The organism is Scandinavium sp., assembly GCF_032012665.1.
In the GTDB taxonomy this organism is placed as follows: domain Bacteria; phylum Pseudomonadota; class Gammaproteobacteria; order Enterobacterales; family Enterobacteriaceae; genus Scandinavium.
This window is the reverse complement of record NZ_DALZVG010000009.1, coordinates 1-21,923: the sequence shown is the minus strand read 5'-3', so window position 1 is coordinate 21,923 and position 21,923 is coordinate 1. Positions and strand designations below refer to the sequence as shown.

The 21,923-nt window shown below is 54.8% G+C and carries 23 protein-coding genes and 1 riboswitch; of the genes, 17 read left to right on the top strand and 6 right to left on the bottom strand.

What is annotated here, in order from left to right; genetic code table 11:
- Positions 1-180 precede the first annotated feature (180 nt).
- From bglX to RTU33_RS09840, 5 genes are all read left to right on the top strand, one after another.
- Positions 181-2,478 carry a beta-glucosidase BglX gene (gene bglX, locus RTU33_RS09860; RefSeq protein WP_312626990.1) on the top strand — a complete coding sequence of 766 codons (2,298 nt, stop codon included), beginning with the start codon at positions 181-183 and terminating at the stop codon, positions 2,476-2,478.
- 217 nt (positions 2,479-2,695) lie between these two features.
- Complete coding sequence (locus RTU33_RS09855) at positions 2,696-3,604, top strand: ABC transporter substrate-binding protein (RefSeq protein ID WP_312626988.1); 909 nt, start codon at positions 2,696-2,698, stop codon at positions 3,602-3,604.
- Positions 3,605-3,608: 4 nt separating this feature from the next.
- Complete coding sequence (locus RTU33_RS09850) at positions 3,609-4,766, top strand: ABC transporter permease (RefSeq protein WP_312626987.1); 1,158 nt, start codon at positions 3,609-3,611, stop codon at positions 4,764-4,766.
- Positions 4,759-5,706 (top strand): ABC transporter ATP-binding protein, encoded by a 948-nt coding sequence (locus RTU33_RS09845; RefSeq protein ID WP_312626985.1) that lies wholly within the window; start codon positions 4,759-4,761, stop codon positions 5,704-5,706. Before RTU33_RS09850 ends, RTU33_RS09845 begins: the two co-directional genes overlap by 8 nt.
- Positions 5,690-6,427, top strand: coding sequence for an ABC transporter permease (locus RTU33_RS09840; RefSeq protein ID WP_312626983.1), 738 nt, complete (start codon positions 5,690-5,692; stop codon positions 6,425-6,427). The genes RTU33_RS09845 and RTU33_RS09840 overlap by 17 nt, the downstream gene beginning before the upstream one ends.
- Here the strand turns inward: RTU33_RS09840 and RTU33_RS09835 are convergent.
- On the bottom strand, positions 6,402-6,515 hold the full coding sequence (locus tag RTU33_RS09835) for a protein YohO (protein WP_097161866.1): 114 nt from the start codon (positions 6,513-6,515) through the stop codon (positions 6,402-6,404). The two genes, RTU33_RS09840 and RTU33_RS09835, sit on opposite strands and share 26 nt — an antisense overlap.
- Positions 6,516-6,574: 59 nt before the next feature.
- Entirely contained in the window at positions 6,575-7,306 is a 732-nt protein-coding gene (gene mlrA, locus RTU33_RS09830) for an HTH-type transcriptional regulator MlrA (RefSeq protein ID WP_312626981.1), read from the bottom strand.
- 211 nt (positions 7,307-7,517) lie between these two features.
- Here mlrA and RTU33_RS09825 point away from each other — a divergent pair, with 211 nt between their 5' ends.
- From RTU33_RS09825 to RTU33_RS09815, 3 genes are read left to right on the top strand one after another with little or no spacing between them, the layout of a single operon-like run.
- Entirely contained in the window at positions 7,518-9,206 is a 1,689-nt protein-coding gene (locus RTU33_RS09825; protein ID WP_312626980.1) for a sensor histidine kinase, read from the top strand.
- Entirely contained in the window at positions 9,200-9,925 is a 726-nt protein-coding gene (gene btsR / locus RTU33_RS09820; protein ID WP_312626979.1) for a two-component system response regulator BtsR, read from the top strand. Before RTU33_RS09825 ends, btsR begins: the two co-directional genes overlap by 7 nt.
- 47 nt (positions 9,926-9,972) lie before the next feature.
- Complete coding sequence (locus RTU33_RS09815; RefSeq protein WP_312626978.1) at positions 9,973-10,443, top strand: DUF1456 family protein; 471 nt, start codon at positions 9,973-9,975, stop codon at positions 10,441-10,443.
- 119 nt (positions 10,444-10,562) lie between these two features.
- On the opposite strand, the gene metG is transcribed toward RTU33_RS09815, so the two are convergent.
- Positions 10,563-12,665, bottom strand: a complete 2,103-nt coding sequence (gene metG, locus RTU33_RS09810) for a methionine--tRNA ligase (protein ID WP_409438244.1) — start codon at positions 12,663-12,665, stop codon at positions 10,563-10,565.
- An 86-nt stretch (positions 12,666-12,751) separates the two neighbouring features.
- Between metG and apbC the strand changes: the two genes are divergently transcribed.
- Complete coding sequence (apbC, locus tag RTU33_RS09805) at positions 12,752-13,861, top strand: iron-sulfur cluster carrier protein ApbC (protein ID WP_312626976.1); 1,110 nt, start codon at positions 12,752-12,754, stop codon at positions 13,859-13,861.
- 50 nt (positions 13,862-13,911) lie between these two features.
- Here apbC and RTU33_RS09800 read toward each other — a convergent pair whose 3' ends face one another.
- The 3 genes from RTU33_RS09800 to RTU33_RS09790 all read right to left on the bottom strand — a co-directional run bounded on the left by RTU33_RS09800 (position 13,912) and on the right by RTU33_RS09790 (position 15,318).
- A complete protein-coding gene (locus RTU33_RS09800; protein WP_312626975.1) occupies positions 13,912-14,361 on the bottom strand; it encodes a hypothetical protein in 450 nt (149 codons plus the stop codon).
- A gap of 138 nt (positions 14,362-14,499) precedes the next feature.
- Complete coding sequence (locus RTU33_RS09795; protein WP_312626974.1) at positions 14,500-14,925, bottom strand: GNAT family N-acetyltransferase; 426 nt, start codon at positions 14,923-14,925, stop codon at positions 14,500-14,502.
- 63 nt (positions 14,926-14,988) lie between these two features.
- Positions 14,989-15,318: an RcnB family protein gene (locus RTU33_RS09790; protein WP_312626973.1), complete on the bottom strand. Its 330-nt coding sequence runs from the start codon at positions 15,316-15,318 to the stop codon at positions 14,989-14,991.
- Between the two features lie 218 nt (positions 15,319-15,536).
- On the opposite strand from RTU33_RS09790, the gene RTU33_RS09785 reads away from it, so the two are divergent.
- The 8 genes from RTU33_RS09785 (at position 15,537) to RTU33_RS09750 (ending at position 21,876) form a co-directional block, all read left to right on the top strand.
- The gene (locus RTU33_RS09785) at positions 15,537-16,448 is read left to right on the top strand and encodes a LysR family transcriptional regulator (RefSeq protein WP_312626971.1); all 912 of its coding nucleotides are present in this window, start codon (positions 15,537-15,539) and stop codon (positions 16,446-16,448) included.
- 191 nt (positions 16,449-16,639) lie between these two features.
- A complete protein-coding gene (locus tag RTU33_RS09780; RefSeq protein ID WP_312626969.1) occupies positions 16,640-17,188 on the top strand; it encodes a GNAT family N-acetyltransferase in 549 nt (182 codons plus the stop codon).
- Positions 17,189-17,269: 81 nt separating this feature from the next.
- A riboswitch (TPP riboswitch) is annotated at positions 17,270-17,366 on the top strand.
- Between the two features lie 67 nt (positions 17,367-17,433).
- A complete protein-coding gene (locus tag RTU33_RS09775) occupies positions 17,434-18,789 on the top strand; it encodes an integrase (protein ID WP_312626968.1) in 1,356 nt (451 codons plus the stop codon).
- Positions 18,790-18,905: 116 nt separating this feature from the next.
- Positions 18,906-19,421 carry a DUF2778 domain-containing protein gene (locus RTU33_RS09770; RefSeq protein WP_312626967.1) on the top strand — a complete coding sequence of 172 codons (516 nt, stop codon included), beginning with the start codon at positions 18,906-18,908 and terminating at the stop codon, positions 19,419-19,421.
- Positions 19,402-19,920, top strand: coding sequence for a hypothetical protein (locus tag RTU33_RS09765; RefSeq protein ID WP_312626965.1), 519 nt, complete (start codon positions 19,402-19,404; stop codon positions 19,918-19,920). The genes RTU33_RS09770 and RTU33_RS09765 overlap by 20 nt, the downstream gene beginning before the upstream one ends.
- A 1-nt stretch (position 19,921) precedes the next feature.
- Positions 19,922-20,407 carry an Hcp family type VI secretion system effector gene (locus tag RTU33_RS09760; RefSeq protein WP_064910234.1) on the top strand — a complete coding sequence of 162 codons (486 nt, stop codon included), beginning with the start codon at positions 19,922-19,924 and terminating at the stop codon, positions 20,405-20,407.
- Positions 20,408-20,829: 422 nt separating this feature from the next.
- Positions 20,830-21,537, top strand: coding sequence for an HNH endonuclease (locus RTU33_RS09755; RefSeq protein WP_312627132.1), 708 nt, complete (start codon positions 20,830-20,832; stop codon positions 21,535-21,537).
- A gap of 132 nt (positions 21,538-21,669) precedes the next feature.
- On the top strand, positions 21,670-21,876 hold the full coding sequence (locus RTU33_RS09750) for a hypothetical protein (protein WP_312626964.1): 207 nt from the start codon (positions 21,670-21,672) through the stop codon (positions 21,874-21,876).
- Positions 21,877-21,923: the final 47 nt, after the last annotated feature.

Below are 21,923 nucleotides of genomic sequence, written 5' to 3'. Positions count from 1 at the left end.
TGAGGCGCTTTTGCGTGTCACAAGGATAGCGCTTTGTGTGCGGAGGGTGTGCAGGAATTCGGTGAAAAATCAGAGTATCACCTCAGCTTTATACATGCAGGCCGTACAGGCTTATGGCAAACTGCTGTTTTTGGCGCGCTTTTGCCGCGATACCCGGCCCGTTGAGAGAGTGTATATACGATGAAATGGCTTTGTTCTGTAGGTGTTGCCGTCAGCCTTGCGCTGCAGCCGGCAATGGCCGATGAGATGTTCGGTAACCATCCTCTGACACCACAGGCGCGGGATGCGTTTGTCACCGCCCTGCTGAAGAAAATGACCGTCGATGAGAAAATCGGCCAGCTGCGCCTGATAAGCGTGGGCCCGGATAACCCGAAAGAAGCCATCCGTGAGATGATCAAAGACGGCCAGGTCGGCGCGATTTTCAACACCGTGACCCGACAGGACATTCGCGCCATGCAGGATCAGGTGATGCAGCTCAGCCGCCTGAAAATTCCTCTTTTCTTCGCCTACGACGTGGTTCACGGCCAGCGTACGGTGTTCCCAATTAGCCTTGGCCTGGCGTCCTCCTTTAACCTCGATGCGGTGCGCACCGTGGGTCGCATCTCAGCTTATGAAGCTGCTGACGATGGCCTGAACATGACCTGGGCACCGATGGTCGACGTCTCGCGCGATCCGCGCTGGGGCCGCGCTTCGGAAGGCTTCGGTGAAGATACGTATCTGACTTCGATGATGGGCAAAACCATGGTCGAAGCGATGCAGGGCAAAAGCCCGGCAGAACGCTATTCGGTGATGACCAGCGTCAAACACTATGCGGCCTATGGTGCGGTCGAAGGCGGCAAAGAGTACAACACCGTTGACATGAGCCCACAGCGTCTGTTCAACGACTACATGCCGCCTTACAAAGCGGGCCTGGATGCGGGCAGCGGCGGCGTGATGGTGGCGCTGAACTCTCTGAACGGCACACCCGCGACGTCCGACTCGTGGCTGCTGAAAGACGTGCTGCGTAAAGAGTGGGGCTTCAAGGGCATCACGATTTCCGATCACGGCGCTATCAAAGAGCTGATCAAACACGGTACGGCTTCAGATCCGGCGGACGCGGTTCGCGTGGCGATCAAAGCCGGGATCGACATGAGCATGAGCGATGAGTACTACAGCAAATACCTGCCTGATCTGATTAAGAGCGGCAAAGTGACGATGGCAGAAGTCGATGACGCCACCCGCCACGTGCTGAACGTTAAATACGATATGGGTCTGTTCAACGATCCGTACAGCCACCTGGGACCGAAAGAGTCTGACCCGCAGGACACCAATGCCGAAAGCCGCCTGCATCGTCAGGATGCGCGTGAAGTTGCACGTGAAAGCCTGGTATTGCTGAAAAACCGTCTCGACACGCTGCCGCTGAAAAAATCCGGCACCATTGCCGTGGTTGGCCCTCTGGCCGACAGCCAGCGCGACGTCATGGGCAGCTGGTCCGCAGCGGGCGTAGCGACACAGTCCGTACCGGTGCTGGCAGGCATCAAATCTGCGGTCGGCGATAGCGCGAAAGTGATTTATGCCAAAGGCGCTAACGTCACCAACGATAAAGATATCGTCACTTTCCTCAACCAGTACGAAGAGGCGGTGAAGGTCGATCCGCGTTCACCGCAGGCGATGATTGATGAAGCGGTGGCAGCGGCGAAGCAGTCTGATGTTGTCGTGGCCGTGGTGGGCGAAGCGCAGGGCATGGCGCATGAGGCGTCCAGCCGCACCGAAATCAGCATTCCGCAGAGCCAGAAGGATTTGATTGCCGCGCTGAAAGCAACCGGCAAACCGCTGGTGCTGGTGCTGATGAACGGTCGTCCGCTGACGCTGGTGCAGGAAGATCAGCAGGCAGACGCCATTCTGGAAACCTGGTTTGCGGGCACCGAAGGCGGTAACGCCATTGCCGACGTGCTGTTTGGCGACTACAACCCGTCAGGCAAGCTGCCGATGTCCTTCCCGCGCTCCGTGGGGCAAATCCCGACCTACTACAGCCACCTGAACACGGGTCGTCCGTACAACGCCGACAAGCCGAACAAATACACCTCCCGTTACTTCGATGAAGCCAACGGCCCGCTCTATCCGTTCGGTTATGGTCTGAGCTACACCACCTTCAGCGTGTCTGACGTCAAAATGTCGTCGCCAACACTCAAGCAGGGTGGAAAAGTCACCGCCAGCGTGGACGTCACCAACACCGGCAAGCGCGAAGGGGCGACCGTGATGCAGATGTACGTGCAGGACGTGACCGCGTCAATGAGCCGTCCGGTGAAACAGCTGCGTGGCTTTGAGAAGGTGACGCTGAAGCCGGGTGAAACCCGCACAGTGAGCTTCCCGATTGACGTCGATGCGCTGAAGTTCTGGAACCAGCAGATGAAGTACGCCGCCGAGCCGGGCAAGTTTAACGTCTTTATCGGCGTTGATTCTGCCCGCGTGAAGCAGGGCGAGTTCGAACTGCAATAAATCGTTTATGCCGGGCGGCAGTTATGCTGCCCGGTCTGCAATTTCTTCAATGCCCGCAGGCCCGTGCAGGCGTAGCGCCACCGGGCAAATCCCTTCCAGTCTTGCCGCTTCGCTTAAAAGTCACTTTCTAATTCCACTTTTAAGATTTCGTAATCCCGATTCCTGGACTATCTTTTTACTCTAACGCCCTGAAAATACAGTCTCGAGAGGAATAAGAATGATCATCAAAACGTGGAGTATTGCGGGGGCGCTGCTGCTTGCTGCTACCGCTCAGGCAGCCGAGCCGGTGAAAGTCGGCTCCAAAATTGATACCGAAGGCGCGCTGCTCGGTAATATCATTTTGCAGGTACTGGACAGCCATGGCGTGAAAACAGTGAACAAAGTGCAGCTGGGCACCACGCCTGTCGTGCGCGGGGCGATCACTTCCGGTGAGCTGGATATCTATCCGGAATACACCGGCAACGGCGCGTTCTTCTTCAAAGATGAAAACGATCCGGCGTGGAAAAGCGCGACCCAGGGCTACGAGAAAGTGAAAAAGCTCGATGCCGAGCAGAACAAGCTGGTGTGGCTGACGCCAGCGCCGGCGAATAACACCTGGACCATCGCCGTGCGTCAGGATCTGGCTGAAAAGAACAAGCTGACGTCGCTTACGGATCTGGGTGCTTACCTGAAGAAAGGCGGCACCTTCAAGCTTGCCGCCTCGGCAGAATTCATTGAGCGCCCGGATGCGCTGCCCGCTTTCGAAAAAGCCTATGACTTCAAACTCGATCAGGCTCAGCTGCTCTCTCTGGCCGGCGGTGATACTGCTGTGACCATCAAAGCGGCGGCGCAGCAAACCTCTGGCGTAAATGCGGCGATGGCCTACGGCACCGACGGCCCGGTGGCGGCGCTGGGTCTGCAGACGCTGACGGACCCGAAAGGCGTACAGCCTATTTATGCCCCAACGCCGGTGGTGCGTGAGGCGGTGCTGAAAGCCTATCCGCAGCTCCCGGAATGGCTGAAGCCGGTATTTGAGAAGCTTGATGAAAAAACGCTGCAAAAGCTCAATGCCAGCATTGCGGTAGAGGGGCTTGAGGCGAAGAAAGTGGCCGCTGACTGGCTGAAACAACAGGGGCTGGTGAAGTAAATTCGTGCGAATATCCTGTCAAAATCGTGTGCTGCTGCTGTTGGTGCTGATTGCACTGGTGGCTGCAGCCCTGCCGTTTGTGAATTACGCGCCTAACCGGCTGGTTTCCGGAGAAAGCCGTCAGCTGTGGCAAATTTGGGCGTTCCCGCCTGCGCTGTTGCTGCTGATACCGCTTGGTTTAGCAGGCCTGAGCCTGCTGCCGGGTCGGGCGGCGTTGGCGATCACGCTGCTGGTTTCTCAACTCCTGTTTATTGCCCTGCTGTGGAGCGGTGGGAAAGCGGCGAGCTTTCTTGCACAAACCGGCAGCCCGCTGGCGCGTACGTCGCCCGGCAGCGGGCTGTGGCTCTGGCTTGCCGTGACGCTGCTGATTTGCAGCGATGCCATTCGCCGCCTGACGCCGGGTTCCGCATGGCGTTGGCTGCTGAACGCACAGATCTGGATCCTGCCGGTGGCGCTGCTGTGGTCCGGCGAGCTGGATTCGCTGTCGCTGATGAAAGAGTATTTCAACCGTCAGGACGTCTTTGACAGCGCGCTCACGCAGCACCTGATTCTGCTGTTCGGTACGCTGCTGCCCGGCCTGCTTCTCGGCGTGCCAGTTGGGCTGTGGTGCTGGCGTCATCCGCGGCGGCAAACCCGCGTTTTTACCGTCCTTAACATTATTCAGACGATCCCCTCGGTGGCGCTCTTCGGGTTGCTGATCGCGCCGCTGGCGGGGCTGGTGAAGCATTTTCCGTGGCTCTCTTCGTGGGGCATCGGTGGGACGGGACTCACGCCTGCGCTGATTGCTCTGGTGCTTTATGCGCTGCTGCCGCTGGTGCGCGGCGTGGTGGCGGGTATGCAGCAGGTCGCCGCCGAGGTGATGGAAAGTGCCGCCGCCATGGGCATGAGCCCGGCGCAGCGCTTCTGGAAAGTGCAGCTGCCGCTGGCCCTGCCGGTGCTGCTGCGCAGCCTGCGGGTAGTGACGGTGCAGACGGTCGGTATGGCGGTTGTCGCAGCGCTGATTGGCGCGGGCGGTTTTGGGTCTCTGGTGTTCCAGGGCCTGCTCAGCAGCGCGCTTGATTTAGTCCTGCTCGGCGTGATCCCGGTGATTGCCCTGGCGGTTGTGGTGGATGCGCTGTTCAGCCTGTGGATAGCCTTACTCGGGGGAGAAACCCATGATTGAATTTCAGCAGGTGAGCAAAATCTTTGACGGCAAAGCGGCGGTGAAAAACCTCGATCTGCATCTGAAAGAGGGCGCGTTTTCCGTGCTGATTGGCACCTCGGGCTCCGGTAAGTCCACTACCCTGAAGATGATTAACCGCCTGGAAGAGCACGATCGCGGCACCATTCGTTTTGCCGGGGAAGATATTCGCCAGCTGCCGGTGCTGGCGCTGCGCCGCCGGATGGGATACGCCATTCAGTCCATCGGCCTGTTCCCACACTGGACGGTGGCGCAGAATATCGCCACCGTGCCGCAGCTGCAAAAATGGACGAAGGCGCGCATCAACGATCGCATCGACGAGCTGATGGCGCTGTTGGGGCTGGAAGCCACAATGCGCGACCGCTTACCCCATCAGCTTTCCGGCGGGCAGCAGCAGCGCGTGGGCGTGGCGAGGGCGCTGGCAGCCGATCCTGAAGTGTTGCTGATGGATGAACCCTTTGGCGCACTCGACCCGGTCACCCGCGGGGCGCTCCAGCAGGAGATGCGCCGCATTCATCAACTGCTGGGCCGCACGATTGTGCTGGTTACCCATGACATCGACGAAGCTCTGCGCCTGGCCGACCATCTGGTGCTGATGGATAACGGTGAAGTGGTGCAGCAGGGCACGCCGCTGTCGATGCTGACCTCGCCGGAAAATGATTTTGTCCGTGAATTTTTTGGTCGCTGCGAGCTGGGCGTGCGCCTTCTTTCGCTGCGCGGCGTGGGCGACTATGTTCGTTCGGAGGAGAAAATCCCCGGGGAACCGCTTAAAGCGTCAATGTCGTTACGAGAGGCGCTGTCGCTGTTTGTGGCGCGACGCAGTGAGGCTCTGCCGGTTATTAACGACGATGGCACGCCGCGCGGAACGCTGCATTTTGCCGATCTACTGCGAGGGGAGGTGACGGGTGAAGATCGTCCGTGATCCGCTAATCTGGCTTTTTGTGCTGTTTATCGCGCTGCTGATGCTGATGCCCTACAGCGGGCCGCTGTTCAGCATGCTGTTTCCGGAGCTGCCTCGCCCGCTTTATCAGCAGCAGAGCTTCTGGTCGCTGACGCTGGCCCACTTTGGGCTGGTAGGGGTATCGAGCCTGATTGCAACGGTGATTGGCGTCGGGGCAGGGATTGCCGTCACGCGTCCGGCCGGACGTGAATTCCGCTCGCTGGTGGAGACCATTGCTGCGATGGGGCAAACTTTTCCGCCCGTCGCGGTGCTGGCGATTGCTGTACCGGTTATGGGATTTGGCCGGGAACCGGCGGTGATTGCGTTAATTCTCTACGGCGTGCTGCCGGTTTTACAGGGAACGCTGGCGGGGCTGGCATCTGTGCCGTCCGGCGTCGTCACCGTGGCGCAGGGAATGGGCATGAACGGCTGGCAGCGGCTGCTGAAAGTGGAGCTGCCGCTGGCGGCACCGGTGATGATTGCCGGGATCCGCACTTCCGTTATCGTCAACATTGGCACCGCGACGATTGCCTCTACGGTCGGGGCCAACACGCTGGGCACGCCGATAATCATTGGCCTCAGCGGCTTTAATACGGCTTATGTGATTCAGGGGGCGGTGCTGGTAGCGCTTGCGGCCATTCTGGTGGATCGCGCGTTTGAGCGCCTGGCAAACGTGGTCAGCCGACACCGCCGCGAACGATAAACGAGTAGCCCGCAAGCATCACGCCGCTGATGCCGCCGATGGCCATCAGAACGAAAAGGGTGATCACAGCCAGTTTGGCAGGTTTCATCATGTGCTCCTTATGTTAATCGGGTGATTATACGGTGAAGCACGCTTGTTAATGAACCCCTAATTTCCCAGCCGCAGCACGTTTAGCCCCTGTGCGCGCCACTGCTGCAGCTGTTCCTGCTGACCTGCGGTGGACGTATCACCGCACCACACCAGCAGGGTCTGGCCGTCGAAAAGCTCCGGGCGAAGCTGCTGAAGTGAGTGGGCAAGGACGTCGACTCTCCAGCCCTGTTCGCAGGCGACCCAGCCTTCCAGCCACAGCCGGGTGGTATCCGTAATATTCCAGCCAATCACCAGCGCATCGCGGCCCTGGCGTTTACGTGCCGACGCCATGCACACCGAAATGTAATTGATGAGCACGCCATCAAGGACGCTGAGCAGCGCCTGAAGCGTGGGCTGAGAGCTTTGAAGACGCAGGCGAAGGGGAATAAACAGGTGGGTGACCAGCATTTGCGCGGGATAGTCTCGTCCGCGCTCTTTGATCCATAATCGCAGCCGGTTGAGGTTGCCGCTCTGCAAAAATCTTAGCAGCGTTTCCTGATGCTCACGCCAGCCGCTTTGCTGTTCGGCCGATCCTTCAGTGAGCAGGGTTTTGACTTTACTGACCTGCACGCCGGTGTCTATCCAGCGTTTAATTTCACGAATTCTGTCGATGTCATTATCGTTGAACAACCGATGCCCGCCGTCGGATCGCTGGGGTTTCAGCAGTCCATAGCGTCGTTGCCACGCACGCAGCGTGACCGGATTGATATCGCACAGCAAAGCCACTTCACCGATTGTGTAAAGCGCCATGTCTCACCTCAGCTCGCGCATCCCCATCATAACTGTAGACGGAGTTCGTCGAACCAGGAAAATATGAGCGTTTTTTGTTCAGAAATGTCGCGGGCGGAGAGGAAAAAGTGTGATCGTTGGCGGGGATTTTGCGTTTTGCCTGAGGCGTCAAGGAAACGGCAGACCGTAACCTGTATGTTACGCGCTGTCATGGGTTATGTGGTCTGCGGTTATGTACGAGTTTAATCTGGTGTTGCTGCTGCTTCAGCAGATGTGCGTGTTTCTGGTTATCGCCTGGTTGATGAGCAAAACGCGCCTGTTCATTCCCTTAATGCAGGTCACCGTCCGTCTGCCCCATAAGCTGCTGTGCTATGTCACCTTCTCCATCTTTTGCATTATGGGCACTTATTTTGGGCTGCATATTGAGGATTCCATCGCCAACACGCGTGCCATCGGCGCGGTAATGGGGGGGCTGCTCGGTGGCCCGGTTGTTGGCGGGCTTGTTGGGTTAACCGGCGGTTTGCACCGCTATTCAATGGGTGGCATGACGGCGCTCAGCTGCATGGTGTCGACCATCGTTGAAGGGTTGCTCGGCGGCCTGGTCCATAGCGTGCTGGTCCGCCAGGGACGCAGCGATAAAGTCTTTAACCCGTTTACCGCCGGGGCCATCACGTTCGTTGCCGAAATGGTGCAGATGGCCATCATTTTGCTGATTGCCCGCCCGTTCAACGATGCGCTGCATCTGGTGCAAAGCATCGCCGCGCCGATGATGGTGACCAATACCGTTGGCGCAGCGCTGTTTATGCGTATCCTGCTCGATAAACGGGCGATGTTTGAGAAGTATACCTCGGCGTTTTCCGCCACTGCGCTGAAGGTGGCGGCTTCGACGGAAGGGATTTTGCGCCAGGGATTCAACGAAGAGAACAGCATGCGAGTCGCGCAGGTGCTGATTCAGGAGCTGGATATCGGTGCGGTTGCCATTACCGATCGCGACAGGCTGCTGGCCTTTACCGGTATCGGCGACGATCACCATCTGCCCGGCAAACCGATTTCCTCAAGCTATACCCTGAAAGCCATCGAAAGCGGGGAAGTGGTCTACGCCGATGGCAATGAAGTGCCGTATCGTTGCTCAATTCATCCGCACTGCAAGCTGGGGTCAACGCTGGTCATTCCGCTGCGGGGGGAAAACCAACGCGTGATTGGCACCATTAAGCTTTATGAAGCCAAAAACCGTCTGTTCAGCTCCATTAACCGCACGCTGGGCGAAGGCATTGCTCAGCTGCTGTCGGCACAAATTCTCGCCGGGCAGTACGAGCGGCAAAAAGCGTTGCTGACCCAGTCGGAAATCAAGCTGCTGCATGCGCAGGTCAACCCGCACTTCCTGTTTAACGCACTCAATACCCTCAAAGCGGTGATTCGCCGCGACAGCGAGCAGGCCGGGCAGCTGGTGCAGTATCTCTCAACGTTCTTTCGCAAGAACCTCAAGCGGCCCTCCGAGATAGTCACCCTCGCGGATGAAATCGATCACGTGAACGCCTATCTGCAAATCGAGAAGGCCCGATTCCAGACCCGGCTCCAGGTGCATATCAACGTACCGCCTGCGCTGGCTCACCATCAGCTGCCCGCTTTTACGCTCCAGCCCATTGTCGAAAATGCCATTAAACACGGTACGTCGCAGCATTTGGGTATCGGTGAAATCACTCTCCAGGCAAGGCTCGATCAGCGCTGGCTGTGGCTCGAGATTGAGGACAATGCCGGGCTGTATCAGCCCAATCCGCAGGCCAGCGGGCTGGGGATGAATCTGGTGGATAAACGTCTGCGGGCGCGTTTTGGCGAGGAGTGTGGCATGACGGTCACCTGCGAGCCCGAGTGCTTCACCCGTATCACCCTGCGACTGCCCGTGGAGGAAAACGCATGCTAAAAGTGCTGATCGTCGACGATGAGCCGCTGGCGCGGGAAAACCTGCGCATTCTGCTGGAAAAACAGGCGGATATCGACATCATGGGAGAATGCGATAACGCCGTTGAGGGCATTGGCGCGGTACATCGCCTGCGGCCTGACGTGGTGTTCCTCGACATTCAGATGCCGCGCATCAGCGGCCTGGAGATGGTGGGCATGCTCGATCCGGAGCATCGCCCGTGGGTGGTTTTCCTGACCGCCTTCGATGAATACGCGGTGAAAGCCTTTGAAGAACACGCGTTTGACTACTTGCTCAAGCCGATTGAGGAATGTCGACTGGAGAAAACGCTGGGCCGCCTGCGCCAGGAGCTGCATCGCCATCAGCAGGATTTGTCCGTGTTTGGCGAAAGCCAGCAGCCGCTGAAGTTTATTCCCTGCACCGGGCACAGCCGGATCTGGCTGCTGCAAATGGAAGATGTGGCGTTTGTCAGCAGCCGGATGAGCGGTGTGTACGTTACGGACGGTGAAGGAAAAGAGGGCTTCACCGAGCTGACGCTTCGCACGCTTGAAAGCCGTACGCCGCTGCTGCGCTGCCATCGTCAGCATCTGGTGAACATGTCGCATTTGAAAGAGATTCGCCTGGAAGACAACGGCCAGGCAGAGCTGGTGCTGCGCACCGGTCAGACTGTGCCGGTGAGCCGCCGCTACCTGAAAAGCCTGAAAGAGGCGTTAGGGCTGTAAAGCTGGTACACTTCGCGCCAATCGCATCATCGACAGCTGAAGGTTTTATGGTAAGCAATGATATTCTGCGCAGCCTGCGCTACACCCTGAAATGCAACAACAACGACATGGTCCGTATCCTGGCGCTGGCCGATATGGAATCTACCTCTGCGGGCTTCGACACCTGGATGACCAAAGAGGATGAAGAGGGCTTCGTGCGCTGCCCGGATATTATTCTGTCCGGTTTTCTGAACGGCCTCATTTATGATAAACGCGGCAAAGATGAGTCTGCGCCGGAGCTGGCGCTTGAGCGTCGCATCAACAACAACACGGTACTGAAGAAGCTGCGCATCGCGTTTTCGCTGAAGACCGATGACATTCTGGCGATAATGACCGAGCAAAAATTCCGCGTATCGATGCCGGAAATTACGGCGATGATGCGTGCGCCGGACCATAAAAACTATCGCGAATGCGGCGACCAGTTCCTGCGCTATTTCCTGCGCGGGCTGACCAACCGGGTGCATAACCCGAAGGCGTGATTTTTGCCCGGCGGCGCTGCGCTTGCACGAGCCTACGGGTTTTGTAGGCCGGGTAAGGCGAAGCCGCCACCCGGAAATAAATGCCATAAAAAAAGCCGGAGAGTTCTCCGGCTTTTTTGTTATTTCACCTGCTGACCAGGCTGCGCACCGCTGTCCGGGCTGAGCAGGAAGATATCTTTCCCGCCAGGGCCTGCGGCCATCACCATGCCTTCGGAAACACCAAAACGCATTTTACGCGGCGCCAGGTTGGCGACCATGACCGTCAGGCGACCAATCAGCGCCTGCGGATCCGGATACGCGGAGCGAATACCGGAGAAGACGTTACGCTTCTCACCGCCGATATCCAGCGTCAGACGCAGCAGTTTGTCAGAGCCTTCAACAAACTCCGCGTTCTCAATCAGCGCAATGCGCAGATCGACTTTGGCGAAATCATCAAAGGTGATGGTTTCCTGAATCGGATCGTCCGCCAGCGGGCCGGTGAGCGGCGCGCTGTTCAGTGCTTTCACTTCTTCTTTGGAGGCTTCCACCAACGCTTCAACCTGCTTCATGTCGATACGGTTATAGAGTGCCTTAAAGGTGTTCACCTTGTGGCCGAGCAGCGGCTGTTGAATGCTTTCCCAGCGCAGTTCGGTGTTCAGGAAAGCTTCGGCGCGTTCAGACAGAGACGGCAGAACCGGCTTCAGGTAAGTCATCAGCACGCGGAACAGGTTGATACCCATGGAGCAGACAGACTGCAGATCGGCATCGCGGCCTTCCTGCTTCGCAACAACCCATGGAGCCTGCTCATCAACGTAGCGGTTAGCGAGATCCGCCAGCGCCATGATTTCACGGATGGCTTTGCCAAACTCACGGCTTTCCCAGGCTTCACCGATGGTCTGCGCCGCGTCGGTAAAGGTTTTGTACAGCGCAGGATCGGCCAGTTCAGCGGCCAGCACGCCGTCAAAGCGCTTGGCGATGAAGCCTGCGTTACGGGACGCCAGGTTCACCACTTTATTGACGATGTCAGCGTTGACGCGCTGTACGAAGTCTTCGAGGTTGAGATCGATATCATCAATACGGGAGGAGAGCTTCGCGGTGTAGTAGTAGCGCAGGCTGTCGGCATCAAAGTGGTTCAGCCAGGTGCTGGCCTTAATGAAGGTGCCGCGAGATTTGGACATCTTGGCGCCGTTCACCGTCACGTAGCCGTGCACGAACAGGTTGGTCGGCTTACGGAAGTTGCTGCCTTCCAGCATGGCTGGCCAGAACAGGCTGTGGAAGTAGACGATGTCTTTGCCGATGAAGTGGTACAGCTCGGCGTCGGAATCTTTCTTCCAGTACTCGTCAAAGCTTGTAGTATCGCCGCGTTTGTCGCACAGGTTTTTGAATGAACCCATGTAACCGATTGGCGCATCCAGCCAGACGTAGAAATATTTGCCTGGCGCGTTCGGAATTTCGAAACCGAAGTACGGCGCATCGCGGGAGATATCCCACTGCTGCAGGCCATGCTCGAACCACTCCTGCATTTTGTTGGCAACCTGCTCCTGCAGCGCACCGCTGCGGGTCCACGCCTGCAGCATCTCGCTAAAGGACGGCAGGTCGAAGAAGAAGTGCTCGGAGTCACGCATCACCGGCGTGGCGCCGGAAACCACGGATTTCGGATCGATAAGCTCGGTCGGACTGTAGGTGGCACCGCAGACTTCGCAGTTATCGCCGTACTGATCCGGGGATTTACATTTCGGGCAGGTACCTTTCACGAAACGGTCCGGCAGGAACATGCCTTTTTCCGGATCGAACAGCTGAGAGATGGTGCGGTTCTTGATGAAACCGTTCTCTTTCAGGCGGCCGTAGATAAGCTCGGACAGCTCGCGGTTCTCGTCGCTGTGCGTCGAGTGATAATTATCGTAGCTGATGTTAAAGCCAGCGAAGTCGGTCTGATGTTCCTGACTCATTTCGGCAATCATCTGCTCCGGAGAAATGCCGAGCTGCTGAGCTTTCAGCATGATCGGCGTGCCGTGGGCATCGTCGGCGCAGATGAAATTGACCTGGTGGCCGCGCATTCGCTGGTAACGGACCCAGACATCAGCCTGGATATGCTCCAGCATATGACCGAGGTGGATGGAGCCGTTGGCGTACGGCAGTGCGCACGTTACCAGAATTTTTTTCGCGACTTGAGTCATAGTGAACATTACTTCCTGCTTTTGAAAGGGGTGTCGATAGTACCAAAACGCCCGTTGATACGCTATGTGCGAAGACCCTCCGAAGAATTATTACCGTCGTGCGGCACTCGCAGTTACAATTAGCACTCCAGAACAACGAAAAAGGAGTCGGGATGAGTTCGCAATCCCAGGCCACATCCCCGGAACGTCTGCGCGCGATGGTCGCGGGCACGCTGGCCAATTTTCAGCACCCAACCCTGAAACACAATCTCACCGCCCTGAAAGCGTTGCATCACGTGGCGTGGCTCGACGATACCGTCCACGTTGAAATTCAGATGCCGTTTGCGTGGCACAGCGCGTTTGAAGAGCTCAAAGAGCAGTGCAGCGCTGACCTGCTGCGTATCACCGGTGCGAAAGCGATCGACTGGAAGCTGTCGCACGCCATTGCCACCCTCAAACGGGTGAAAAATCAGCCCGGTATTAACGGTGTGAAGAACATTATTGCCGTTAGCTCAGGGAAAGGCGGCGTGGGCAAATCCTCTACTGCCGTGAATCTGGCGCTGGCGCTGGCCGCCGAAGGGGCAAAAGTCGGTATCCTTGATGCGGATATCTATGGCCCTTCAGTACCAATGATGCTGGGTGCAGAAGGGGAGCGCCCGACTTCCCCGGACGGCACCCATATGGCGCCGATCGTGAAATTTGGTCTTGCCACCAACTCCATTGGTTATCTGGTGACCGACGATAACGCGATGGTCTGGCGCGGCCCGATGGCCAGCAAAGCGCTGATGCAGATGCTGCAGGAGACGCTGTGGCCGGACCTCGACTATCTGGTGCTCGACATGCCGCCGGGCACCGGCGACATTCAGCTGACGCTGGCGCAGAACATTCCTGTTACCGGCGCGCTGGTGGTGACCACGCCGCAGGATATCGCACTGATTGACGCCAAAAAAGGCATCGTCATGTTCGAGAAAGTCGAGGTACCGGTCCTCGGCATTGTTGAAAACATGAGCATGCACATCTGCAGCCAGTGCGGCCACCATGAGCCTATTTTCGGCACCGGTGGCGCAGAACGTCTGGCGGATCAGTATCACACTCAGCTGCTGGGACAGATGCCGCTGCACATCAATCTGCGTGAAGACCTGGATCGCGGCACGCCGACCGTTGTGGCTCGCCCGGACAGTGAATTTACCACGCTGTACCGCCAGCTGGCTGGCCGCGTTGCCGCACAGCTGTACTGGCAGGGCGAAGTCATTCCAGGCGAGATTGCGTTTCGCGCCGTGTGATAGCTTCTGAGTAATCGAAAGCCACCCTGGGTGGCTTTTTTTTTCGCCCGTCAGCCGAGGATTTTTACGCCTTGCGGCGTGTTTATCCAGCGCGGGGCGAGAATGGTGTCTGACAAAAAGCAGGTCAGCTCATACAGCAGCCCCTGTAAGGTCTCTTCAACGCTGATGCTGAGCGGCTGCCCTGACAGCAGCTTGCTCAGCGCCAGGCAGTACTCGCAGAGCAATTCGCTTTCCGTTTCCATCGCCGGGCGGCAATCCGGCAGCACGTTGACGGTGAATTCGGCCATGCGATCGTCGGGAATGGGGTCGAGCAGCGTTGGCTGAAGCTGTGCCAGGCAGGTATGCAGGCGCTGGTAGAGATCGTGCTGCGTCTCCAGATGCTCGGATTCCAGGGCGCTGGCGGCCAGCTCCTCGCACTGCGTGGCGACGTCGACAAAATCGAGATTGGGATCGAATTCGGTAAAGAGCAGGGGATGAGTCCAGACGGCGGGTGCTTCCATGAATAACCTCTCCTGAGTGATACGGTGACTGTATTTATATACAGTATATTGTATGCGTTGAGGCGACGCCGACAAGTGGATTTCCCGGAACGAAGTTCTCAAAATCGAATGAAAATTATGTATGCAAAGGGACGGTGCTCAGGGAAGTCGGTAGTGCATTAACCAGTAGTCGCCCTCTGGCGAAATTCCGCGCGCTTCGGTATGCCAGCCGTGATGCTGATAAAACGCCAGAGCCTGCTCATTCTGCACCAGGCATTTTAGCGCGCCGGTACCGGTAAAGGTCGCCTGCACGTGGCGCAGCAGCGCACTACCCACGCCGTGCCCTTGCCATTGTGGAGCAACGAATAAATTGTGCAGAAAGTTATCGCTTTCCCACACGGAAGCGAACCCTGCCCGGTGACCGTCAATCTCGGCAACCCAGACCTGTTCATCAAGCGTTGCGGTATCGAAATCCTCCAGCGCCCAGCCGGAGCTGTCAGCCCAGGGCCAGCTTTGTCTGCGCGAGTGAAGAAACAGAGTCCGAAGAAAAGGACGATCGGAAGGGGTTCCTGGGCGGATATTCATGGCTATCTCCAGGCATTATTGTACGACCTGTGAGCGTCGATTACGCTCACAGTCTGCGCGGGCTCAGCGGTGATAGAAAATGTCGCCGTCGTAGGCTTTGATGATTTTACCGTCTGCATCGCTAATCAGCACATAGTTGCCGCCCATATAGGTCCAATGGGTGCCCGCATCTGGCGCAGGCAAATTGCGCAGGTTCCACTGCTTGATGTTGTACTCGTCCGTGCGGTACATCTCCGGCACGCTGTCCCCAATCTTGAAATGGGTAAAATCGGCAATGAAGTCGTTCAGCTCATACTGCTGGATCCCTGAGGTCGATACTGTTGCCGGTGCCGCTGATACTGCACCCGCTGTTGCCAGCAGTGCTGCCAGAAGCATCATTTTTGTTTTACGCATACCTTCTCCACATTCCTGTAATACATAACCTGGACTTAAAAATGCCGCCCCGTATCATTCCTGATGCACCCGCCTGCTGGCAAGCTTCTTGCGGGCAAAAAGTGTAAGCAAACCTCGAAAGCATACTGCGAATAGCATTTCCTGAGGCAGCAGACGGGCTTTTTGAGACGATTCCGGGTTTGGCTTACAATGCAGAAAGTGAATGGCTGGAGAAAAAGATGCTCAGACTGGAAGATCTGACCCTGTTCGTGCGCGCGGCGGCATTGGGTAATTTTAGCGAAGCGGCGCGTGAGGCGGGGTTGCCGCCTGCGCAGGTGAGTACAGCCATTAAACGGCTGGAGACACAGCTCAACATTCGGCTGTTTGCGCGTTCGACCCGGAGCCTGCGATTAACCCCGGAAGGTGAAACCTGGCTGCCGTTTGCCACGCAGATGCTCGACACGCTCCATGCCGGAATGCAGCAGCTTCAGACTTCAGAAGATGAAATCCGCGGTACGCTACAGATTGCTGTGCCTTCAGATCTGGGCCGCAATCTGCTGCTCACGGTCTTTCTGGATTTTCGCCGCCGCCATCCTGCGCTGCGGCTGCGTATTCTGTTTTCCGACAACCTGGCCGACATTTTTAAAGATCCGGTGGACGTCGCTTTTCGCTATGGGCACAACGACGATGCATCGTTCATCTCTTTACCCGTCGCTGCGGAAAACCGTCGCGTGCTGGTGGCATCCCCCGACTGGATAAGCCGCCACGGCGAGCCGAAAACGCTGGAGGAATTGCGCCAGCACAATGCGCTCACCTACAGCCTGCGCGGCAGGCTCTACGATCGCTGGACGCTTTTTCGCGACGGGCAGATGCACGAGGTGCAGGTTTCCAGCGTGATGATGAGCGATGACGCGGAAGTGATCCGCCGTATGGCGATTGCCGGAGAAGGGATCGCCAATAAGTCGTGGCTGGACGTCAGCGATGATATTGCCGAGGGGCGATTGAAGATAATCCTGCCGGACTATCAGGGTGACCCGGTACCGCTGAATATGATTTGCCCGCACCGCAAACAGCTTTCGCCGGCGGTGCGTTTGTTATATGAAGCGGTAAGGGAAAAGTGCGCCCTAAAGCTGCAACATCTTCCGCTTTAGTGTGCTGACGGCATCCTCCCGGGGTGTCTGAATCATGAGGGCATAGTGGATGATTATTCCCTTTATTTTGGCGTGTAGCCTCTGTTGATTGCCGAAGGATATGTTGACCTCCGCTATCGTCCGCTGCGTTCAGGAAAGGCGGTTTTGAAATTAAGTAGCTTTCAGCTCGACTAAACAGGAGGGATACGGACATGGTTGCCACACCTGAAATTGTGACCGACAGGCTTATCCTTAAACCGCTGCGCTCAGAAGATGCGCAGCAGATTCAGCGCAAATTTCCTCGTTGGGAGATAGTGCGCTATCTGATTTCAACCGTGCCCTGGCCTTTTCCTGAGGGTGCTGCACAGCATTACGTTGATAACGTCTCGCTTGCCGCCAGTAAAAAAGGGACAGGCTGGTTCTGGAGCCTGCGACCCAAAGAAGAAGAATACGAGCTGATCGGCGTCATTTCACTGATGGATATCCCTGATAATAACCGCGGTTTCTGGCTGGTGCCGGAATGGCAGGGGAAGGGGCTGATGGCCGAAGCCTGCGAGGCGGTGAATGAATTTTGGTTTGAAACGCTGAACAAAGAGGTGCTCAGGGCGCCAAAAGCTGCTGATAATCAACGTTCTAAAAATCTGTCCATGCGAAATGGAATGCGTTTAGTCCGTACCGAAAAAGCGCAGTACGTATCCGGTGAGCTGGATTCAGAACTGTGGGAAATTACGCGGGAGATGTGGCGCGGGCGTCAGGACTGAGTTGGAGAGACGTGTTTACATCCTCGGCCCGCAGCATTATCCTCCCCATGGTTTAACGTCACGTTAACCACAGAATTTGATTCAAATGACTCGGGGTGCCCTTCTTTGTGAAGGCTGAGAAATACCCGTATTACCTGATCTGGATAATGCCAGCGTAGTCTGGTGATTATTCAAGATATAAATCAAAGAGTTGTGCGGTTTTTTCTCTTCATTTTGTTATGTTGTCACTCACAGAGACAAACAAAATGGCACACACATCTATCAATCACACCATCACCCGTAACGGGATCTACTACGTCAGCTTTCGCCTATCCGGCAGTAAATATTTCCGTCGTTCTTTAGAGACGGATAGCCACAGCTACGCGCAACTCTTGATGTCATTTGCTTCTCCAGCCATTCCATTAGTCAAACGTGGAACTGTCCACCCGGATCAGTTTGGTCAACGTCTTTCAGATTTCAGTAACCGCTTAAAGCAGCAGAATGAGCACTGGCTGGCTCAACAATTCCTCAATAGTGAGCAAAGTATTATTCAGCCGATGGCAGTGCAGGAATATCGGGAAACGGTTACTCCAGCAGAAGTTACTAAGTCTCAAAAACAGCCTGAACCAAAAGAAGTGCTAACGCTGGCTGGCGCATGGAACATGTACAAAAGGGAGAAGGCCCAGAACTGGACAAAGGCAATCTCACAGGCCAATGAACGGTTTATGGAAGTGCTGTTGATTGTCCTTGGCACAACAACCGATGTAACGACGGTTACCAAGCAAGACATTAAGCAGGTGATGGAAGTCGTTGAAAATCTTCCTAAGCGCGTTGTTCAGCCGTTTCGGTCGATGACAGTCCAGCAACTGATCGAATGTGATGATGTGCCACCTGAAGATCTGGTTGGTGCTGAGTCTATTCACAAGCATTTGAAGATTTACAAATCGCTGTTCAAAACCTTCCTTACCGATAACAAGGATATTCTGGAGAAGTCTCCGACTGATGGCGTAGTGGCTGCACCGTCTAAAGCGAGGTTTGGCGTATATAGTGCGGCAGAAATGAGAAAGTTTGTAGGTTGGGCACTAAAGCAGCCTGATGGCTGGGAGAAGTGGATCACTTTGTTGTTGGCATACACCAGGGCCAGAAGGGGAGAGATCGCCAAACTGGAGAAATCGCAGATCAAGTATGACGAGGACAGTCAGCGGCATTATCTCCTGATAGCAGAAGGAGGACAGGGGAAAACCGAGAATGCAACGCGACAAGTTGCTATCCATCCCAAACTGATTGAATGGGGTTTCCTCGATTTCGTCAATCGTCAGTGGAAAGAGAAAATCTTCTCACCAGTGTCGGGTAAGAACATGCCGAAGATAGGCAAAGTGTTAGCTGACGTTCGTGATCAGCTTGGTATTCCGTATCTTGATGATTACGGACAGCGCCGCTTGGTGCATAGCTTCAGGCACACAATGATCTCAACCTGTTTAGCTGGTTGGGTTGGCAACTTGGCGCATTTGCAACAGGTGGTCGGTCACGAGAAGAGCGGTGCAGGAATTACCCGGCGCTATATGCACACATTCCCATTATCTACGGTTTGTTACGTCATTGATGGATTGGCCTGGAAATAAATATGTGCATCAAGTTTCTTGCTGTTTCAGAAATTTCTTTGAAGATATCTTTCCTTTACTTTGATTGCGTAGGTGTACGATAAGCGAATAAATCATTATAGATAAAAGGGTTATCTATGGCTTTACATGGAAAGTTCATAATTAATGATGCGTACTACTCCCCGTTATCGTTTCCTGGTGTAGGCACGTTTTTAGCTTTCTCTGGTAATGGTGCTTACCGTAACCGTGGCGCATGTGGAATGATCCCCAAAGAGGGGCCAGTACCAGCGGGTAAATACTGGATTGTTGACCGCCCTCAAGGTGGGCTCAAGTCACAGCTAAACGCAGGGATGAGAGACATTTATAACCACTTCGCCAGCGGTGCTACATTCAAACATTCCGAATGGTTCGCATTATGGCGGGATGATTGGGGAGTCGACGATTACACATGGATTGAGAGCGTTAAGCGTGGCAACTTCCGTTTGCATCCAGGCGTACTCTCAGAAGGTTGTATCACTCTTCCACACGATTCTGATTTTGCCATGTTGCGTAATGCACTGTTGAGAACCCAGAAAATAGATGTTCCTTGCATGAGAAAACTACAGGCATACGGTACTATTGAGGTGATCGCCAATGGCAAAACATGCCCTTAGTTTATTCATCAAGTTAGCGCTGTTCGCTGTAGTTATGCTGATCGTTGCCAAAGTGGTTCCGTATGATGGATTAGTTAATTCTATTACGGGGCTTTTCGATTTCCAGAGTGCCGACAAGTTTACCAGCTTCATTTTGGGTGAGCCTGATTTAGAAGTTTGGGAATCGTTAGGTGATTATTTCAGTATCCTGATCAACACATTAATCAGCGTACCTGTCATGAGCGCCATTATCACGACGTACAGTGTCGTGACACACAAAGTTAGTCCAGCAGGCATTCCGAGAGAGTGGGGCAATTCTACGTTACGGCGGTTAGCTAAAATCTTCGGGTTTACCTTCCTGTTTTGGGCGCTGTTTCGCTTGCTGCCTTATCAGGCGTTATTCCCTGATCAGACGTATTCAAATTTCACTATGGCGGCGATTGTGGTCTTTCAGTTGCTCTTAACGATTGTTTGCTACTGGTTTATCACGAAGAAAATCATAACCAAAAGGAGTTTGTAAAATGCCTATTCCGGCTTACATGTGGCTTAAAGACGATGGCGGTGCAGACATTAAAGGATCTGTGGATGTTCAGGATCGTGAGGGGAGTATAGAGATTGTTGGCTTTAGTCACGGTCTGAACATTCCGGTAGACAGTGCCAACGGAAAGATCACCGGCAAACGTTCACATTCTCCGATGATGATTGAAAAGGAGTTTGATAGCTCCAGCCCGTATCTGTACAAAGCTGTTGCCACTGGTCAAACGTTGAAAAGCGCGGAGATTCGCTGGTATCGCATTAACCACGCAGGGCAGGAAGAGTGTTACTTCGTTATGACTATTGAGGGCGTGAAAGTGACAGGCATTAATCCAGGGATGCCAAACGCTAAAATGGCGGGGAACTCGCAGATCAACCACATGGAATCTGTTTCCCTGATGTATGACAAAATCACCTGGCGTTATGTTGATGGTAACGTCCAGTATACGGATGATTGGAACGTAAGAGCGTAACCAATAGAATAAGGGGGTGTAATGCCCCTTTTACTTTTCGTTGTCCCTCCTAATCACACCTCGTACAATTCCCCGCCATCCGGTCACGAAGTGATGAACGGTAACGTTCACCGCATAGCGGCCTTGTAAGCATGAGCGGGGGAAAGATGAAGCACAAAGGTGCATACAGCAACGGAAAGCAGCGGGGTGGTTCTGACAATTGGATGTCACCGCCAAGTTTATTTCGCAATTTAGATAAAGAGTTCAACTTTACCAGGGACGCAGCGGCGAGTGCGGATATCCTCAGTTTCTTATGTGATCGACGACCTGTGCTGGGAATCCTGACGGGGCCTTATGGCTTCTATTGTCTTAAATCAGAGAGTTGCATGAACAATGCTTGATAGATAACCCAAGATAAATCTTAAGTTGCAAGAGGTCTTATGATGTCTGCAAAATCAAATCGAACATACAAGTACGGCGACCAACCGATAAGAATCACTACTGTGCAAGTGGTTGAGCAACAGTTCGGAGGGGCGGCAACGGCGAAGCAAGTAGATGATTACCTCAGAAAGTTATTTCCGCATTATAAAGACGATACGTGGCTTAATCTTGTGGTTAACACAGTCAACTGTAACCGCAGCTACTGGAGTTTCAACAAAACCGCCAGGCGAACTGATGATGTAACCCATCGCCATCATGAGTATGACCGCTTATTCAAGCGAGGGAACATTTTTGAAATTTATCAACCCTCTGTGCATGGCATTTGGGAATTGTACCAGGATCAACGGGGTAAATGGTGTTACCGTCAAGTGAAGTCGGAGTTTGAAGAAGCAGTAGAGTCTGCTGCTAAATTACCCTCATCTACACGGGAGCGGATTTTAGCAACGGAAAGTAAAACTCCAGTGCTAATCGAAGTAACAACAAGAGTTTATAAGCGAAGCCCGTATGTGGTTGCAGAAGTTCTTTTAAGAGCTAATGGTAAGTGCCAAAGCTGTAAGCGTGATGCACCTTTCCTGAAAGAAGATGGTACACCATTTCTTGAAGTTCACCACATTGAGTGGCTTTCTAAAGGGGGAGAGGATTCCGTGGAAAATGCCATCGCATTATGCCCTAATTGTCACAGGCAAGCCCATTATGGTGTTTTGGAGTAACAAGTAAACCTAAATCTGATGAAGTCGCCAGAGTCTCCGCACGTTGTCTTACCACCAACGGGCATTAAGGCTTGTATTGTCCAAAATCTGGGCTACGCTACCTTTGATTACCCACAGCAAAGGATAAATAAGATGGAAAAAGAACACTTTAAGGCTCATGTTCAGTATGACGACTGGAAGGGAAGCGTTGCAGCAGACAGTGCTGATCAGGAAGACTTTAGCGACTTTCTGAGAGACAAAGGGGTATTGAAAGAAGGTGAGATAGTGAAAGGTATTTCCTTCTACTCAGCAGAGCGTTTCTTTGATGTTGAAGCATTTGTTTCAGACGATGTGGACTGACCCCGCCCCGGTAGACGATCCTGCCCTATAGTTGGACTGACCCCGCC

Coding starts and splice junctions, on each gene's coding strand:
- mlrA (WP_312626981.1), bottom strand. CDS start 7,306: ATGGCGCTTTACACAATCGGTGAAGTGGCTTTGCTGTGCGATATCAAT.
- RTU33_RS09785 (WP_312626971.1), top strand. CDS start 15,537: ATGCTCAGACTGGAAGATCTGACCCTGTTCGTGCGCGCGGCGGCATTG.
- RTU33_RS09790 (WP_312626973.1), bottom strand. CDS start 15,318: ATGCGTAAAACAAAAATGATGCTTCTGGCAGCACTGCTGGCAACAGCG.
- apbC (WP_312626976.1), top strand. CDS start 12,752: ATGAGTTCGCAATCCCAGGCCACATCCCCGGAACGTCTGCGCGCGATG.
- RTU33_RS09855 (WP_312626988.1), top strand. CDS start 2,696: ATGATCATCAAAACGTGGAGTATTGCGGGGGCGCTGCTGCTTGCTGCT.
- RTU33_RS09775 (WP_312626968.1), top strand. CDS start 17,434: ATGGCACACACATCTATCAATCACACCATCACCCGTAACGGGATCTAC.
- RTU33_RS09800 (WP_312626975.1), bottom strand. CDS start 14,361: ATGGAAGCACCCGCCGTCTGGACTCATCCCCTGCTCTTTACCGAATTC.
- btsR (WP_312626979.1), top strand. CDS start 9,200: ATGCTAAAAGTGCTGATCGTCGACGATGAGCCGCTGGCGCGGGAAAAC.
- RTU33_RS09835 (WP_097161866.1), bottom strand. CDS start 6,515: ATGAAACCTGCCAAACTGGCTGTGATCACCCTTTTCGTTCTGATGGCC.
- RTU33_RS09845 (WP_312626985.1), top strand. CDS start 4,759: ATGATTGAATTTCAGCAGGTGAGCAAAATCTTTGACGGCAAAGCGGCG.
- RTU33_RS09765 (WP_312626965.1), top strand. CDS start 19,402: ATGGCAAAACATGCCCTTAGTTTATTCATCAAGTTAGCGCTGTTCGCT.
- RTU33_RS09760 (WP_064910234.1), top strand. CDS start 19,922: ATGCCTATTCCGGCTTACATGTGGCTTAAAGACGATGGCGGTGCAGAC.
- RTU33_RS09825 (WP_312626980.1), top strand. CDS start 7,518: ATGTACGAGTTTAATCTGGTGTTGCTGCTGCTTCAGCAGATGTGCGTG.
- RTU33_RS09755 (WP_312627132.1), top strand. CDS start 20,830: ATGTCTGCAAAATCAAATCGAACATACAAGTACGGCGACCAACCGATA.
- RTU33_RS09795 (WP_312626974.1), bottom strand. CDS start 14,925: ATGAATATCCGCCCAGGAACCCCTTCCGATCGTCCTTTTCTTCGGACT.
- bglX (WP_312626990.1), top strand. CDS start 181: ATGAAATGGCTTTGTTCTGTAGGTGTTGCCGTCAGCCTTGCGCTGCAG.
- RTU33_RS09750 (WP_312626964.1), top strand. CDS start 21,670: ATGGAAAAAGAACACTTTAAGGCTCATGTTCAGTATGACGACTGGAAG.
- RTU33_RS09780 (WP_312626969.1), top strand. CDS start 16,640: ATGGTTGCCACACCTGAAATTGTGACCGACAGGCTTATCCTTAAACCG.
- RTU33_RS09815 (WP_312626978.1), top strand. CDS start 9,973: ATGGTAAGCAATGATATTCTGCGCAGCCTGCGCTACACCCTGAAATGC.
- RTU33_RS09770 (WP_312626967.1), top strand. CDS start 18,906: ATGGCTTTACATGGAAAGTTCATAATTAATGATGCGTACTACTCCCCG.